Source organism: Limnohabitans sp. YIMB22184 (assembly GCF_048020265.1).
Classification (GTDB): Bacteria; Pseudomonadota; Gammaproteobacteria; order Burkholderiales; family Burkholderiaceae_C; genus Limnohabitans_A.
Genome location: NZ_CP171843.1, coordinates 34,560 through 50,002, shown reverse-complemented (window position 1 = coordinate 50,002; position 15,443 = coordinate 34,560). Strand labels below are relative to the sequence as shown.

Annotated in this window: 17 protein-coding genes; 6 read left to right on the top strand and 11 right to left on the bottom strand. The window is 63.5% G+C overall.

Annotation, left to right across the window (positions count from 1 at the left end; genetic code table 11):
* Positions 1-17: 17 nt before the first annotated feature.
* Entirely contained in the window at positions 18-617 is a 600-nt protein-coding gene (locus tag ACHEXL_RS00240; RefSeq protein ID WP_416560083.1) for a methyltransferase family protein, read from the bottom strand.
* A gap of 76 nt (positions 618-693) precedes the next feature.
* Here ACHEXL_RS00240 and ACHEXL_RS00235 point away from each other — a divergent pair, with 76 nt between their 5' ends.
* Together ACHEXL_RS00235 and ACHEXL_RS00230 are read left to right on the top strand one after the other, a co-directional pair.
* Positions 694-1,152, top strand: a complete 459-nt coding sequence (locus tag ACHEXL_RS00235) for a MerR family transcriptional regulator (RefSeq protein WP_416560082.1) — start codon at positions 694-696, stop codon at positions 1,150-1,152.
* A gap of 10 nt (positions 1,153-1,162) precedes the next feature.
* Positions 1,163-2,047: a DMT family transporter gene (locus ACHEXL_RS00230; protein WP_416560081.1), complete on the top strand. Its 885-nt coding sequence runs from the start codon at positions 1,163-1,165 to the stop codon at positions 2,045-2,047.
* Between the two features lie 36 nt (positions 2,048-2,083).
* Here ACHEXL_RS00230 and ACHEXL_RS00225 read toward each other — a convergent pair whose 3' ends face one another.
* The 4 genes from ACHEXL_RS00225 to ACHEXL_RS00210 are packed head-to-tail and all read right to left on the bottom strand — an operon-like array spanning position 2,084 to position 5,215.
* Positions 2,084-2,932 carry a uracil-DNA glycosylase gene (locus ACHEXL_RS00225; RefSeq protein ID WP_416560080.1) on the bottom strand — a complete coding sequence of 283 codons (849 nt, stop codon included), beginning with the start codon at positions 2,930-2,932 and terminating at the stop codon, positions 2,084-2,086.
* An 8-nt stretch (positions 2,933-2,940) separates the two neighbouring features.
* Complete coding sequence (gene rimI / locus ACHEXL_RS00220) at positions 2,941-3,435, bottom strand: ribosomal protein S18-alanine N-acetyltransferase (protein WP_416560079.1); 495 nt, start codon at positions 3,433-3,435, stop codon at positions 2,941-2,943.
* Positions 3,436-3,443: 8 nt separating this feature from the next.
* Positions 3,444-4,238, bottom strand: coding sequence for a tRNA (adenosine(37)-N6)-threonylcarbamoyltransferase complex dimerization subunit type 1 TsaB (tsaB, locus tag ACHEXL_RS00215; protein ID WP_416560078.1), 795 nt, complete (start codon positions 4,236-4,238; stop codon positions 3,444-3,446).
* Positions 4,235-5,215 carry a DMT family transporter gene (locus tag ACHEXL_RS00210; protein WP_416560077.1) on the bottom strand — a complete coding sequence of 327 codons (981 nt, stop codon included), beginning with the start codon at positions 5,213-5,215 and terminating at the stop codon, positions 4,235-4,237. The genes tsaB and ACHEXL_RS00210 overlap by 4 nt, the downstream gene beginning before the upstream one ends.
* A gap of 77 nt (positions 5,216-5,292) precedes the next feature.
* On the opposite strand from ACHEXL_RS00210, the gene dacB reads away from it, so the two are divergent.
* Together dacB and ACHEXL_RS00200 are read left to right on the top strand one after the other, a co-directional pair.
* Positions 5,293-6,891 carry a D-alanyl-D-alanine carboxypeptidase/D-alanyl-D-alanine endopeptidase gene (gene dacB / locus ACHEXL_RS00205; protein WP_416560076.1) on the top strand — a complete coding sequence of 533 codons (1,599 nt, stop codon included), beginning with the start codon at positions 5,293-5,295 and terminating at the stop codon, positions 6,889-6,891.
* Between the two features lie 36 nt (positions 6,892-6,927).
* Positions 6,928-7,182, top strand: coding sequence for a SemiSWEET transporter (locus ACHEXL_RS00200; RefSeq protein WP_416560075.1), 255 nt, complete (start codon positions 6,928-6,930; stop codon positions 7,180-7,182).
* A gap of 7 nt (positions 7,183-7,189) precedes the next feature.
* On the opposite strand, the gene ACHEXL_RS00195 is transcribed toward ACHEXL_RS00200, so the two are convergent.
* The 3 genes from ACHEXL_RS00195 to purE are packed head-to-tail and all read right to left on the bottom strand — an operon-like array spanning position 7,190 to position 9,899.
* Positions 7,190-8,194, bottom strand: a complete 1,005-nt coding sequence (locus tag ACHEXL_RS00195) for an L-threonylcarbamoyladenylate synthase (RefSeq protein WP_416560074.1) — start codon at positions 8,192-8,194, stop codon at positions 7,190-7,192.
* An 8-nt stretch (positions 8,195-8,202) separates the two neighbouring features.
* Positions 8,203-9,402, bottom strand: a complete 1,200-nt coding sequence (locus ACHEXL_RS00190; RefSeq protein WP_416560073.1) for a 5-(carboxyamino)imidazole ribonucleotide synthase — start codon at positions 9,400-9,402, stop codon at positions 8,203-8,205.
* On the bottom strand, positions 9,399-9,899 hold the full coding sequence (purE, locus tag ACHEXL_RS00185) for a 5-(carboxyamino)imidazole ribonucleotide mutase (RefSeq protein WP_291923700.1): 501 nt from the start codon (positions 9,897-9,899) through the stop codon (positions 9,399-9,401). Before purE ends, ACHEXL_RS00190 begins: the two co-directional genes overlap by 4 nt.
* Positions 9,900-9,980: 81 nt before the next feature.
* On the opposite strand from purE, the gene trxA reads away from it, so the two are divergent.
* Both trxA and ACHEXL_RS00175 read left to right on the top strand, forming a co-directional pair.
* Positions 9,981-10,934 (top strand): thioredoxin, encoded by a 954-nt coding sequence (gene trxA, locus ACHEXL_RS00180; RefSeq protein ID WP_416560072.1) that lies wholly within the window; start codon positions 9,981-9,983, stop codon positions 10,932-10,934.
* Between the two features lie 256 nt (positions 10,935-11,190).
* Positions 11,191-11,556 (top strand): hypothetical protein, encoded by a 366-nt coding sequence (locus ACHEXL_RS00175; protein ID WP_416560071.1) that lies wholly within the window; start codon positions 11,191-11,193, stop codon positions 11,554-11,556.
* A 66-nt stretch (positions 11,557-11,622) separates the two neighbouring features.
* On the opposite strand, the gene ACHEXL_RS00170 is transcribed toward ACHEXL_RS00175, so the two are convergent.
* The 3 genes from ACHEXL_RS00170 to pyk form a co-directional block, all read right to left on the bottom strand.
* Complete coding sequence (locus ACHEXL_RS00170) at positions 11,623-12,531, bottom strand: phosphoribosylaminoimidazolesuccinocarboxamide synthase (protein ID WP_416560070.1); 909 nt, start codon at positions 12,529-12,531, stop codon at positions 11,623-11,625.
* A 191-nt stretch (positions 12,532-12,722) separates the two neighbouring features.
* The gene (gene fba, locus ACHEXL_RS00165; RefSeq protein ID WP_416560069.1) at positions 12,723-13,787 is read right to left on the bottom strand and encodes a class II fructose-bisphosphate aldolase; all 1,065 of its coding nucleotides are present in this window, start codon (positions 13,785-13,787) and stop codon (positions 12,723-12,725) included.
* A 166-nt stretch (positions 13,788-13,953) separates the two neighbouring features.
* The gene (gene pyk, locus ACHEXL_RS00160; RefSeq protein WP_416560068.1) at positions 13,954-15,387 is read right to left on the bottom strand and encodes a pyruvate kinase; all 1,434 of its coding nucleotides are present in this window, start codon (positions 15,385-15,387) and stop codon (positions 13,954-13,956) included.
* Positions 15,388-15,443 lie beyond the last annotated feature (56 nt).

Here is a 15,443-nt window from a genome sequence, read left to right as displayed (position 1 = left end):
GCCCATCTTTGGCTTGGTCACCACCAGCGCGGCACCTTCGCACGGTAGCTGTCGTACGCTTGGCCGTAAACCAGTGGCAAATGCGCCTCCTCCAGCCGCACCTGAATCTGGATCAACAACTCACCAGACACCAGCAACAACATCGACACGGCATTGGGCAGCAGGCACATGAGCGCCCATAAGTTCAGGCGCATTGACAAAAATATCGGATTGCGGGAACGCGCAAACAAGCCGTACGTCACCAGAGGTCCAGGGGTATCCGCATCCAGCCCAATGCGCCAGGACAAGCCCATTTGCTTCTGTGCCAAGACCACCCCCAAGCCACTGACCACCAAAACGCCCCACCCAAATGCGCGCCCATAGGCGTTGTCTAGCCAAGCCATGGGCGGCGCGATGTTGTCCGACTGCCATCCCAGGGTCAAGGCCGTCAAATAGACAAAGCACAAGGCCAACACCACCTTGAACATGCGACCGACATACCCCGGCGCATCGTCCGTGGCGGGCAGTCGCAAGGGGTTCAGCCCCGTGGCCCGGTAAACACTGACGGAGCGCCACAACATGGCAACACCGGCGTAAACGACGAAGTAAATCCATAAAAATCCTGCGAAATGGTTCATGCACAGCCCCTGAAGTTATTTGATTGAAGATGCGATGATTGGAAACCTTCAAGCTGCTACAAGGTCAATACCCTCCATGAGCAAAACTGCAACACCCACCCTGCGCATAGGCCAAGTGGCCCAGGCCAGCGGCATGAGCACGGCCAGCATCCGTTTTTACGAACAGCAAGGCCTGTTGAGCCCTGCAATGCGGGCCAGCAATGGCTACCGCGCTTACAGCGCTCAAGACATCGAACGCTTGCGGCGCATACGCACTTGCCGGAGTCTGGACATGTCGATCCAGGAAATTCAGGTCCTTTTGAATGTGCCCGGAGACACCGCCAGCGCTTGCGAAGTCACTTCACAGGTGCTGCTGCAGCACTTGGACCATGTGGCGCAAAGGATCGAGGAACTGCAAGAACTCAAGAGTCGACTGGAAGCATTGCAGGCTCTATGCCGTCACCCGGTCGATGCCCACTGCCCAACGCAAACGGCCATGGGACAAATGAACACCACGCCCAAGGCGCTGGCCCACAGTCACCTTCGCCATCTTTGAATCACACCCCATGCACAAACTCTCTCCCCGCCAATGGACCTTGCTGGTTTTGCTCACCTTGGTCTGGGGCATCAACTGGCCCGTCATGAAAATCGGTGTCACCGGGTTTCCGCCGCTCACCTTTCGAGCCCTGTGCCTGTGGCTGGGCACACCGATTTTGGGAATGGCCTTGGTGGTCATGAAGGTGCCGTTTCGCATTCCGCGTGCGCATTGGCGCGAGTTGTTGGTGTTGGCAGTGTTCAACATGTTCATCTGGCAGGCGCTGATCATCATCGCGGTGCAGTCGCTGTCGAGTGGGCGGGCGGCGATTTTGGGCTACACCATGCCCATGTTTTCGGCGCTGCTGGGCGCGTGGGTGTTTGGCGACCAACTGGCCAAGCGCTCGTGGGCCGGGGTGGCGGCGGCCAGTCTTGGCGTGGTGCTGCTGTTGTGGCACGAGTTGTCCAACCTGAGCGGCAGGCCCACCGGGGTCTTGCTGGCCTTGGCTGCAGCCAGCACTTGGGCGCTGGGCACACAAATGCTGCGCCGCACCGCCATGCCTGTGCCCACTTTGGCCATCTCGTTTTGGATGACCTTGATGACCACCGGGGTCCTCAGCGTGTTGGCCTTGGTGTTGGAGAGCGGTCGCTGGGTGGCCCCAAGCCCGTCCAACTGGTTTGCGATTGGCTTCAACGCGGTGCTGGTGTTTGGCTTTGCACACGCCGCCTGGTTTTACCTGGCCCGCAGTTTGCCCCCAGTGGCTTCAACCCTGAGCGTGATGCTGATCCCGGTTTTGGGCGTGTTCAGTGGGGCGGTGTGGCTGGGCGAAGTGCTGCACTGGCAAGACTGGGCAGCCGTGGGCTTGATGGTAATGTCGATCGCGGCCGTGCTGTGGCCCAAGCGCAGCGCGGCTTGAGCCCTTCGGCCGCGGGGGCGGCCTCCTACCCAACCATCAACCGCGAACGGTCTTGAGCGCCAGCACCAAATCGGCCCAGGCCTTGGCCTTGTCGGGCAGGCTGCGCAGCAGCGTGTCGGGGTGGTAGGTCGCCACCACGGGCACGCCCTGGTAGCTGTGGACCTGGCCCCGCAGTTTGCCCAGCGGCTCGGTCGATTGCAGCACCGCCTGAATAGAAAACCGTCCCATCACCAGAATGACTTTGGGTTTGACCAGGGCCACCTGCCGCGCCAAATACGGCGCGCATGTGGCCAGCTCTTGCGGGCTGGGGTTGCGACTGCCGGGCAGGCGGCACTTCAAGCTGCTGGTGATGTAGACACCGCCTTCGCCTTTTGTGTCCCGGCTCAAACCGACCGCTTTGAGCATGTTGTCCAGCAACTGCCTGGCCTGGCCCACAAAGGGCTCACCATGCTGGCCTTCGGTTTCGACTTGCGGGTCGCCAATGACCAGCCAGTCGGCTTGCACATCGCCCACGCCGAACACCGCTTGCTGGCGATTCGCGCACAAATCACAGGCCCGGCAACTGGCCACGGTGGCTTGCAAGGCCGCCCAATCCATCTGGTCCACGCCTTCGGCCAAGGGCTGTCCCACCAGCACTTCGGTCACAGGCATGGGCGCCGCAGCAGCTGTTGGGGCCGGGGCCGCAGGTCGCGGCACGGGCGACGCCACAGGGGCAGATGCGGGCAGGGCCACATCAGGCGCAGCGGCAAGCGCCTGAACTGGGGTCTCTGCCTGAACCTGGGCTTGTGCTTCGGCGGTGCGCTTGGGCCACCACACGCGCACGCCCATTTCGGCCAGCATGGCGCGTTGGCGGTCGTCCAGGTCAAATCGGGTGGGGTCGCTCATGTTGGGGCTCACAGTTTCAAACTCATCACCACCGCATGCTCTCGCTGCTGGCGGCCTGCAGGATAGTAATCCTTGCGGATGCTGACCTGCTTGAAGCCATAACGCTCGTACACCTGCAGCGCACGCAGGTTGCTTTGGCGCACCTCCAGCCACAACCATTGCGCACCTGACTGGCGCGACAACAGCGTCAAGGCGTCCAGCATCATGTGGCCCCACCCTTGGCCTTGGTGCGCAGGCGCCACGGTGATGTTCAGCAGGTGCATTTCTTCGAAGCCACGCATGGCCAGAAAGTAGCCCAGCAACTCGCCGTCCAGCCACAGGCACTGGGCCTCAAACAGCGGGTTGAGCGAGTCCCGGAAATTGCCGCGTGTCCAAGGGTGGCTGTAGGCGGTTTGCTCGATGGCGATCACCGTGTCCAGATGGTCCTGTGTCATGGCGGCCAGCGTGACGCGGTTGCGCGTGGCTTCGGATGGCTGCGGGCGGGACAACTTGTCAGCGCTCATGATCGCCCTCATGGCTGCGCCGTGGCCTTGGCCAAAGCAGACTGCGCCTGTGCCTTCATGGCTTCGCGCTCGGCGGTGGTGTTGGCCACTTTGTCGCGGATGTAGAGCGGCATGGCCTGCTCGGCCGGCACGGCCAGACCCTGCGCCCACAAGGCTGGGGCCAGACGCAGCAAAGCGGCAGCGGTGGGCAGGGCCTCGCAGCGCCCTCCATCGGACGCCGCTTGGGGCAAGCGATGGCCATATGCTGCAAAGGCATTGCCAGCCTGCAGCACGGGCTGAGCTTCAGGCATCGCGACACTTTCGGGTGCGCCAACCCGCAGGGGCGCGGCTTCCTGCCAAAGCCCGGAGTTTGTCCCCGCCATGGGCTGCCAGCAGTAAACAGCGCTGTACACCTCGTCCATGCGGGCATCCAAAAGGGCCAGCACGGTGAGCGCGGCATCGGGCGCAATGGCCCGGGCTTGCACTTGCGCCCAACGCGCCTCTTCAGCTACGGCCAGCAAGGTGTCAACGGGCAGCACCGGCACATCGACCCCAAAGGCCAGCCCTTGCGCCACCGCGCAGGCGGTGCGCAGGCCCGTAAAAGACCCAGGACCCCGGCCAAACACGATGGCGTCGAGCGAGGCCAGCGGCATATCGGCTTCGGCCAGCAAGGCCAGCACGGCCGGAATCAAACCACTGGAAGCTTGTGCGCCACCAGGCAAGGTTTGGGTCCAGACCTGCTCGCCGCGTGCCACGGCCAACGACAAGATATCGGTGCTGGTGTCAAAGGCCAGCCAGCGCCATGCTTTCGGGGCCGTGCTCATGGTCGGCCTCCAGCCGCGGCGACACCGGGCGCAGCAACGGGTTTGGCCTGCCGTACACCAAACAAGATGCCACTGGTCACCAGTGCCAGCCCAGCCAGCAAATTCCAGTGCATCGGCTCGCCCAAAAACCACACAGCACCGAGGGCCGACAGACCCGGCACCAGGGCCGTGATCATGGTCGAGCGCACCGGGCCATAGTGGCGCACCATCTGCGTGAAGGTGATGCCCGAGATGACCACCGAGCCCATGCCCTGGAAGACCGCCTGGAACAGGACCTCGGTCCAAGGCACTTGCAACAAATGGGTGGGCAAGACCCCCAAGCCGATCAAGGTCAGGTACACAGGCACAAAGCTGACAAACGCAAACGCGGTGATGGCCATGGTCGCTCGCACCGCATCCAGACCGTGTCGACGCACCATGACGCTGTAACCCGCCCAACAGCAAGCAGCCGTCATGAACAACACATCGCCTTTCCAGACCTCGCCACCATCAAACGCCTTGAGCAAGCTGACACCCCCCACCAGCAGATCGCCCAGCACAATGAAGCCCAGCCCCAGTGCGCGGGCCGAGGACACTTGCTCACGCAGCACCAGCCAGGCCAGCAAGGTGGTCCACAAGGGCAAGCTACCGGGCAACAACACCGAAGCGTGGGAGGCCGGCGCAAAAAAGAAGCCCGTGTAGGCCAACACGGCATAGAGCAAACCGCCCAACAAGCCGGCCTGCACGGTTGGGGCCAGGGGCAGAGGCGACAAGCCGCCCAAAGAGCCCACTTTTTGACCCGCCTGACGCGCGGAGCGCATCAACCACCAGGCCCAAGGCAGCAAGATGCTGCTGGCCCCGAGGATGCGGGCCAGCGCAATGTCCAGGGGCAGCAAGCCCCGAGACGCCGAAGCCCGCGCAATGACAATGAAACCGGTCCAGATGAGCACCGTGATGACCGCCGAAGCCAGGCCCACGGTTTTTGAAGAAAATCGCATGGCCCGAATCATACGGGGCCGCCGCTCACGCTTTCCTTGGCCGCCCGAACACGGCCCATGCCCGTTAGACTTGCCCGATGATTGTCTCCCGCGTCAAGCAACCGTTTTTATCCGCACTCGTCCACGCCACTTGCGCGGTGCTGGCCCTGAGCAGTGCGGTGGCTTGGCCTGCCAAGGCCCAAAGCAATGCCCCAAGCAGCGACGACAGGGCCCGTCAAACCCCTGCGGCTGACGCTGCGCTGCCCCGGCATGTCATGCACACGCTGCACAAGGCCCAAGTTCCCCCTTCGGCCCTGAGCGTGCGCATCGCCCCCTTGCCCGATGGACCTGCGGCCAATGGGGCCCTGTCACGGCAATTGTCGCACCACGCGCAAGCCAGCGTCAACCCGGCCTCGGTCATGAAGCTGTTCACCACCTATGCGGGTTTGAGCCTGCTCGGGCCCGAGCACGTCTGGCGCAACCGTATCTACACCGACGGCCCGGTGCGCGATGGCGTGCTGCAGGGCAACCTGATCGTGCGCGGCAGCGGCGACCCCAAGCTGGTGGTCGAGCGCCTGCAAGCGTTGATGACCCAGGTGCGCGCAGCAGGTGTGCGCGAGGTGCGCGGGGACATCGTGCTCGACCGCAGCGTGTTCGATGCGCGCGAGCGCAGCGAGCCTTTTGACGACGAGCCCCTGCGCCCTTACAACGTGGGGCCGGATGGCCTGCTGCTCAACTTCAAGGCCGTGGTCTACACCTTCACGCCCGATGCCCCCAGCGGCCAAGTGCAGGTGCGCTTTGAGCCGCCACTGGCCGGGTTTTCCGCGCCCACGCAACTGCCACTGACCCAGGCCCCTTGCAGCGACTGGCGGCGCCAGCTGCAGGCCGACTTCAGCCAGCCCCAGCAAGTGCGCTTTGCGGGTCGCTACCCCGCCAGCTGCGGCGAACGCGAATGGCCCGTGGCCTACCCGGAGCCCGAAGCCTATGCGCCGCGCGTCATGCAAGCCTTGTGGCAGCAAGCAGGCGGACAACTCACGGGACAGGTGCGTTACGGCTCGCGCCCGGCCTCGGCCAAGCTGCTGCTGGAAGCGCCGTCCTTGCCCTTGTCCGAGATCATCAAGGACATCAACAAGTTCTCGAACAACGTGATGGCTCAGCAGCTGTACCTGACGCTGTCGAGCGAGTTGGGCGCACCCGGGCGTTTGGAGGCTTCGCGCCTGCGCCTGTCGCAATGGTGGCGTCAAGGCTTTGCCGGAGTCGACGAGCCGGTGCTGGACAACGGCTCGGGCCTGTCGCGCACAGAGCGCAGCACCGCGCAGGCCCTCACGGCCTTGCTGCAGGCCGCGCACGCCAGCCCGCACGCCCGGCACTTTGTCGACTCGCTGGCCATCGCCGGGGTGGACGGCACCGCTGCCCGCCTCAAAGATCGCAGCCCGCAGTCGCCCGTGATCGGTAACGCCTGGCTGAAAACCGGCTCGCTGCGCGATGTGGCCTCGGTGGCCGGTTATGTGCAGGGGCAAAGCGGCCAGCGCTACACCGTGGTGGCCGTGCTGCACCACCCCAACGCGCACCAGGCCCGGGCCGCGCTGGACCAGCTGCTCGAATGGACCGTGCGCGACTTGGACGCGAGCACCGCCAGCCGTCGGCCACCGAACACTCCAGAACGCAAGACCGCACAACGCAGTGCAGCACGTTGAAAACGCGACACCCGCACACGCAGGGACCTCCCCCACATGAACCTCATTGAATGGGTCGGCTCCTTGGCCGCCTTCCTGACCACCGCCAGCTTCATCCCGCAAGCCTGGCAGACCTTCCGCACCCGCGACGTGAGCGGCATCTCGCTGGGCATGTACAGCCTGTTCACCATGGGCGTGGCCCTGTGGCTGGTCTACGGCATCTTGCTGGTGGCCTGGCCCATCATCATCGCCAACGCCATCACCACCAGCCTGGCGTTGATGATTTTGGTGATGAAGCTGCGCTACCGCTGAAGCCGCTTCAGGCCGCTGCCCGCTGCAGTCTGTCCCGCACGCCTTCCCACTCGGGCGTGTCGGGCGGCAGTTGCACCCAGATTTGCGAGACGCCCCGGGCATCCAGATCACGCAACACACCGAACAAGTCGTGCGCGGCTTGCTCGGCCGTGGTGGCTTGCTGGCGCCACAACACCCCCGCGCCCATGCCCTGCTCGCTCGCAGGACGCTCGGCTGACCACAGCCCCAGGTTGTTGGTGTGTGGCCCCAGGGCTTGCAGTTTGCGAGCGATCTCGTCTGCCGACATCAGCCGCACCTTGGCGCGAGGCGCGTAATGCGATTCGAGCGTGCCCGAGGCGCGGGGCGCGGGCTGGCCCAGTACCGCTTGCGGCGTGTCCTTGTCCAGCACGGCGTGGCCGCAAGCGGCCTCAATCTGCACCCGCGTGATGTGCCCGGGCCGCAGCAACACCGGCTCACCACGGGTGCAGTCGATGATGGTGGACTCGATGCCCACGTCGCAATCGCCACCGTCCAGAATCAACAAATCGGGGCCCAGCTCGGACTGCACATGTGCGGCGGTGGTGGGGCTCACGCGGCCAAAGCGGTTGGCGCTGGGGGCCGACACACCCAGCACGCCCAACGGCAGGCAGGCCTGCAACAAAGCTTGCGCCACCGGGTGCGAGGGGCAGCGCAGCCCGATCGAGTTTTGCCCTGCCGCCGAAGCCGTGGCCACGCCACTTTGGCGCTGCAGGATCAAGGTCAACGGTCCGGGCCAGAAAGCGTCCATCAAACGCTGCGCAAAATCGGGCACCTGCGCCGCAAACAGCGGCACTTGGTCCCGGCTGGCCACATGCACGATCAGCGGGTGGTCGGCCGGGCGGCCTTTGGCCACAAAGATTTTGGCCACCGCCGCGTCATCGCCCGCGTTGGCGGCCAGTCCGTACACGGTTTCGGTGGGCAAGCCGACCAACTGGCCGTCACGCAAAGCCTGTGCAGCCTGCGCGATGGCAGCATCCGAGGGACTCAGGATCATGGTGGTCTTTAAAACGCTTCGATGCCGAGCAAAGCGGCCGCTTGCAAGGCGGTGGCCCGCACGGCCTCCGGGGTGGCACCCGTGATGTTCAGGTGGCCCATCTTGCGGCCGGGACGGGCCGACAACTTGCCGTACAGGTGCAAGTGCGTGCCCGGCAACGCCAGCACCTGGCTCCAAGCAGGGCTGGTCGGGCCTTTGCTTATGGACATGACAGGCGTGTCTTCGGGCCACAAATCGCCCAGCAGGTTGAGCATGATCGCTGGCGAATGCTGGCGCGGCTGGGTGAGCGGCAAACCCGCCAGCGTTCGCACCTGCAGCTCAAACTGCGACTGGTCGCAGGCGTTCATCGTGTAGTGGCCGCTGTTGTGCGGGCGGGGTGCCATCTCGTTCACAACCAGCTGGCCGCCTTCCAGGATGAAAAACTCCACGCACAGCACGCCCACGTAGTTCAGACCTTCGGCAATGGCGCGGGTCGCGGCCACAGCTTGGGCGGCCTGGTCGGCAGGCACCGCGCCTTCGTACACGCTGGTCACGGCCAAAATGCCGTCGCGGTGCAGGTTCAGTTGCACCGGGAAGTTCACCATCTGCCCATCGGCCCCACGCGCCACGATGACCGAGCACTCGGCCTGCAGGGGCAGCATTTTTTCGAGCACGCAGGGCACGTTTTTGAGTTGCCCCCAAGCCGCCGCCAATGCTTCGCGGGTCTTGACGCGGATCTGGCCTTTGCCGTCGTAACCCATGCGCGAGGTTTTCAAAATGCCCGGCAGCAAATCGTCGCCCACAGCCCCCAACTGCTCGGCCGTTTCGATCACGGCATGCGGCGCGACCGGCACGCCGCAGCGCACAAAGTGGGCCTTCTCGGCGGCGCGGTCTTGCGCAATCGCGACCGACTCGGAGGCCGGGGCCACCGGGCGGTGTGCGCCCAAGGTCATCAGCGCGGGCGCAGGTACGTTTTCAAATTCGGTGGTGATGGCGGCGCAGCGCTGCATCAGCTGGGCCAGGCCCTGTTCGTCCAGGTAATCAGTCTGGATGTGGTGGTGGCTCACCCGCCCGGCCGGGCTGGCGGCGTCGGGGTCGAGCACGGCGGTGAAGTAGCCCATGGCCTGGGCCGCGTGCACGAACATGCGGCCCAGCTGGCCACCGCCCATCACGCCCAAGGTGGCAGGTTGGCCATTGACCATGGAGCCCGGCAGAATCGCGCGGCTCATGCGGCACCCACGGGTGGCAAGGTCATGGCTCGCGCAGCGGCAGTTTGCTCGGCGCGGAAGGCTTCGAGCTTTTGGCGCAGCGTCGCATCGTGGTTGGCCAGCATGGCCACCGCAAACAGGGCGGCATTGGCCGCACCGGCTGCGCCAATGGCAAAGGTGGCCACCGGGACGCCCTTGGGCATTTGAACAATGCTGTGCAGCGAATCCACACCTGACAGCGCCTTGGTCTGCACCGGCACACCCAGCACCGGCACCACGGTTTTAGCCGCGATCATGCCGGGCAAATGGGCCGCGCCGCCCGCACCTGCGATGATGGCCTGCAGGCCGCGCTCGGCCGCGCTCTGTGCATAGGCAAACATATCGTCGGGCATTCTGTGGGCCGAAACCACGCGGGCGTCGTGGGGGATGCCAAACTGTTGGAGAATCTGGACTGCGTGCTGCATGGTGTCCCAGTCGGAGCTGGAACCCATGACGACGCCGATGAGCGCTTGAGTCATTGGGTGCTTTTCGTGATCAATGTCGAATTTTAAGGTTTCACCCGCTTGGGGTCTGGAACACAACCCGGAACACTGCCCGCCATGATGGACGTCACGATACAAAACTTTGAAGCCGAGGTCATCGAGGCCTCCATGACCACGCCTGTGCTGGTGGATTTTTGGGCGCCCTGGTGCGGCCCCTGCAAGTCGCTGGGCCCCATCCTGGAGCGGGTCGAGACCGCCTACGAAGGCCGCTTCAAGCTGGTCAAGATCAACTCCGACGAAGAGCAGCAACTGGCCCAGGCCTTTGGCATCAAAAGCATCCCGACTTGCGTGCTCCTCAAAAACGGTCAGCCGGTCGATGGTTTCATGGGGGCCTTGCCCGAAGGCCAGGTCAAGCAGTTCCTGGACAAACACCTGCCCGCTGCCGAAGAACTGCAGGCCCAAGCCGCCGCCCAAGAAGCCCAAGAGCATTTGCAAGCCGGTGACGCCCAAAGCGCCCGCGCCGCGCTGGAGCAGGCCCTGGCCACCGACCCGGGCAACGACGATGCCCGTTTCGACCTGGTGAAACTGCTGATCGGCCACGGTGAATTGGCCGAAGCCGCCGCCTTGCTGGCCCCGGCCATGGCCCGCATTCCAGTGCCGCTGCGCTTTGAGGCCCAAACCCAGTGGCTCAATGCCCTGGAATTCGTGACCAACGACCCGCGCGGCCAATGGGAGCTGGCCCAATTTGACGAACTGATTGGCCAGAACAAGCGCGACTTTGAAACCCGTTTTGCCAAAAGCCGCCTCTTGATCGCCGTGGGCCAGTGGGAAGCGGCCATGGACGAACTGCTGGAAATCATCATGCGCGACAAGAAATGGGACGACGAAGCCCCGCGCAAAACCTTTGTCGCCCTGCTGGAGCTGATGACGCCACCCAAACCCAAAACGCAAGACGCCACCGGCAAATCGGCGGGTGGTATCGAACTCATGGGGAAAGCCGCGCTCCAGGAGGACCCACTGCTGGCCATGATCTCCAGCTACCGCCGCAAGCTGAGCATGGCGCTCAACTGAGCAAAACTCAGTCCATGACCCCAAGCCCGGTCCGGCTGCAGCACAGCGGTCTGACTGGGCTTTTTCACGACTGCGCCACCGACAGATTCCGCGAGCAGCCACGGCTTGGCTCGGCGGTCGCGGCTAACCCAAGCGCCCAAATCCATGTCGTTACAGACATTTACCGGTTTCAGCCCGCTGGCCGGTCAATGCCTGGTCTTTTGCCGGCAGATGCGGCCTAGAATTTAACCATCACTTTCGCATTCATTTTTGAGTCATGCCACGCGCCGAGCCCCTGATCACCCCTGAAGAGCTGCAATGCTTGCTCGGTGGTGCGCCTGTGCGCTCGCACGTATCCGCGCGCAACCTGCTGACGCACCTGCCCTCCCTGCATTTGGGCGCTGCACTTTGGCTGGTCAAGGGTGTTTTTCTGATTGCCGTGCTGATGAGCCCAGAAACCGCCAAGCTGGTGGACAGCAGCCGCTACCTGTGGATGCGCGGCAGCTTGGAATTGGTTTGCCTGACTGTATTCTGGGGCGCATCCCTGCACCCGCGCGGCCGCACGACCGCCTGCGCCAGCATGCTGGTGGCCAGCACGACTTTGCTGCTGGATGCCATGACACTGCTGGCTTTCACAGGCTGAGCCGCTCAACCCCAAAACAAAGGCGCTGCATGGCAGCGCCTTTTTGATGCCCGAAATGCTGGGGTTTCAGGCCATCAGCTTTTTCATGGCCTCTTCGTATTTGGCGGCTGTTTTCTCGATGACCTCACGCGGCAGGCGCGGTGCAGGCGGTGTCTTGTCCCAGGGCTTGCCGTTGATCTGCGCACTTTCCAGCCAGTCACGCAAAAACTGCTTGTCGTAACTGGGCGGGTTGGCGCCCTCGGCATAGCTGTCGGCGGGCCAGTAACGCGAGGAATCGGGCGTGAGCACTTCGTCCATCAGCACCAGGGTGCCATCGGTGTCCAGGCCAAACTCGAACTTGGTGTCGGCAATGATGATGCCTTTGGCAGCCGCAATGTCTCGCGCGGCTTTGTACAGCTGGATGCTGATGTCGCGGATGCGGGTGGCCAGGTCGGCCCCGATCATGGCCACGGTTTGCTCGAAGGTGATGTTTTCGTCGTGCTCGCCCACTGCCGCTTTGGCCGCGGGCGTGTAGATGGGTTCTGGCAGGCGACTGGCGTTTTTCAGGCCTGCGGGCAGCTTCACGCCGCACACGGCCTGGTTGTCCTGGTATTCCTTCCAGCCGCTGCCGGCCAGATAACCGCGCACCACCGCCTCGACGGGGATCGGTTTCAGGCGCTTGACCAGCATGGAACGACCTTTGACCTGGGGCACTTCTTCGGCGCTCACCACGCTCTCGGGGGCTTCGCCCGTCAGGTGGATCGGGCAAATGTTCAAGCCCTTGGGGCCCAATTTGTCAAACCAGAACAGCGCCATCTGAGTGAGCAGCACACCTTTACCGGGAATGGGCTCGCCCATGATCACATCAAACGCGCTGATGCGGTCCGACGCCACCATCAGGATACGGTCGTCACCCACCGCGTAGTTGTCGCGCACCTTGCCACGCGCCAGCAGGGGCAAGGAAGTCAGGGCCGAAGTGTGGAGTGCAGAGGTCATGGCGAAACAGTCAGGCAGCAGCAAAAAAGAAAAAGGCCCATTGAACAGTCAATGAGCCATTCGGGTCAATTATCGCAGTGTATAGGGTACAAGGCGGCCTCTTGCGCATGCGACGCACCTGGACTGCCGCGTCGCAAGCTCCTCGCAGTGACGGCCAGCGTCATGGCGAGCGCAGCATGGCCATCCGGGTCTCAGTTCACCACTTGGGCCAACTCGCCCCGAGCGTAGCGAGCGGCCACCACCTGCAGGCTGTCCCCCTTGATCTTGGGGGCCTGGCCTTCGCAGCCGAACTCCAGATAACGCTGCTTGCACAGCTGCTTGGCTGCTTCGCGGGCGGGCTTGAGCCACTCGCGGGCATCGAATTTGTCGGGGTTCTCCACCAGAAATTTGCGGCAAGCCGCAGTCATCGCCAGGCGGATGTCGGTGTCGATATTGATCTTGCGCACGCCGTGCTTGATGGCTTCCTGGATTTCCTCGACGGGCACGCCGTAGGTTTCCTTCATCTTGCCGCCGTACTGGTTGATCAGGGCCAACAGCTCTTGCGGCACGCTGGACGAGCCGTGCATCACCAGGTGGGTGTTGGGAATGCGCTGGTGGATTTCCTTGACGCGGCTGATGGCCAAAATGTCGCCCGTGGGCTTGCGGCTGAATTTGTACGCGCCATGGCTGGTGCCAATCGCAATGGCCAACGCGTCCAGGCCTGTGGCTTTCACGAACTGGGCGGCTTCTTCGGGGTCGGTCAGCATCTGGCTGTGGTCCAGTTTGCCCTCGGCACCAATGCCGTCTTCTTCTCCGGCTTCGCCCGTTTCGAGGTTGCCCAGGCAACCCAATTCACCCTCGACCGACACGCCCAGCTGGTGGGCCATGTCCACCACGCGGCGGGTCACATCCACGTTGTAGGCAAAGTCGGCCGGGGTCTTGCCGTCTTCGAGCAAAGAGCCGTCCATCATCACGGACGAAAACCCGAGGTTGATCGCGCCCTGGCAAACCGCCGGGCTTTGGCCGTGGTCCTGGTGCATGACCAGCGGAATGTGGGGCCACTGCTCGGTGGCCGCCTGGATCAGGTGCTTGATGAAGGGCTCACCCGCGTATTTGCGCGCACCCGCGCTGGCCTGCAGGATGACCGGAGCGCCAACTTCGTCAGCGGCCATCATGACGGCCTGGACCTGCTCCAGGTTGTTGACGTTGAAAGCTGGAATGCCGTAGCCGTTGACGGCCGCATGGTCCAGCAGCTCGCGCATTGAAACGAGTGCCATGTGAAATTCCCCAAAAGTTAAAAATGCATGCAGCCCGTGTCTGTACCCGGCCTGTAACTGTTCTGGATTTTAAAGGCCACTGGTGTTGGGTACAGATACTTTGTGGGAGCGCGCCCCTGCGCGCGAAAGGATTCGGCCGCAGAGGCGGCCTCCTGCAAGGCCAGGGTCAAGCCACTTTGCAAATCTTCAGCATATTGGTGCCGCCGGGCGAGCCCATGGGCTCGCCACAGGTGATGGCGTAGACATCGCCCGTGCCCACAATGTTGCGGCTTTTCAGATGTGCTTCCGCTTCGGCCAGGGCCGTGTCGCGGTCGGCGCTGGTGTCCATCAAGAGAGGGCGCACGTTGCGGTACAGCGCCATCTTGCGCTGCGACGTGAGCTTGGTGGTCAGGGCATAGATGGGGATGTGCACCCGGTGACGGCTCATCCACAGGGCCGTGGAGCCCGATTCGGTCATGGCCACGATGGCTTTGGCACCCAGGTGGTGGGCCGTGAACAGCGCGCCCATGGCGATGGACTGGTCGATGCGGCTGAAGGTCTGGCCTTTGAAGTCGGCATCCAGTGCAGGGTCTTCGGCGTTTTCGGCGGCCTCACAGATCTTGGCCATCTCTTCCACCGTCTCAAGCGGGTATTTGCCTGCTGCGGTTTCGGCACTCAGCATGACGGCATCGGTGCCGTCCAGTACCGCGTTGGCCACGTCCGACACCTCGGCGCGGGTGGGCACCGGGTTGGTAATCATGCTTTCCATCATCTGGGTGGCGGTGATGACGACTTTGTCGTGCACCTTGGCCAGCTTGATCATGCGTTTTTGCAGGGCAGGCACCGCAGCATTGCCCACCTCCACCGCCAGGTCACCCCGCGCGACCATGATGCCGTCGCTGGCGATCAGGATGCTTTCCAGGTGCGGGATGGCCTCGGCGCGTTCGATCTTGGCAATCAGCCCGGGCTTGTGGCCGTATTCGGCACCGGCCACATTGCACAGCTGGCGGGCCATTTCCATGTCGGTGGCGTTTTTCGGGAAGCTCACGGCCACGTAGTCGGCTTTCAGGCTCATGGCGGTCTTGATGTCGTCCATGTCCTTGGCGGTCAAGGCCGGGGCTGTGAGGCCGCCGCCTTGCTTGTTGATACCCTTGTTGTTGGACAGCTCACCGCCCAGCTTGACGGTGGTGTGCACCTGCTCGCCTTTGACAGCGTTGACGGTGAGCACAATCAAACCGTCGTTGAGCAAAAGCACATCGCCCGCTTTCACGTCGCGGGGCAGCTCTTTGTAATCAAGGCCCACGCCATGGATGTCGCCGGGCTCGGTGCGCGAGGCGTCCAGCACAAAAGCGGCGCCCGGCTCCAGCATGACTTTGCCCTCGGCGAACTTGCCCACGCGGATCTTGGGGCCCTGCAGGTCGGCCATGATGGCCACTTCGCGGCCTGCGCGTTGCGAAGCTTCGCGCACCAGGCGGGCGCGGTCCACATGGTCTTGCGCCTTGCCATGGCTGAAATTGAGCCGGACCACGTTCACCCCGGCGCGGATCATGGCTTCAAGCAGGGCCGGATCGCTGGAAGCAGGGCCTAAAGTGGCAACAATTTTGGTGGCGCGACGGGGCATTCGGACAACTCCATGTAATTTGATTTCAATTTTCACACGAAACGGGTTACATCCCC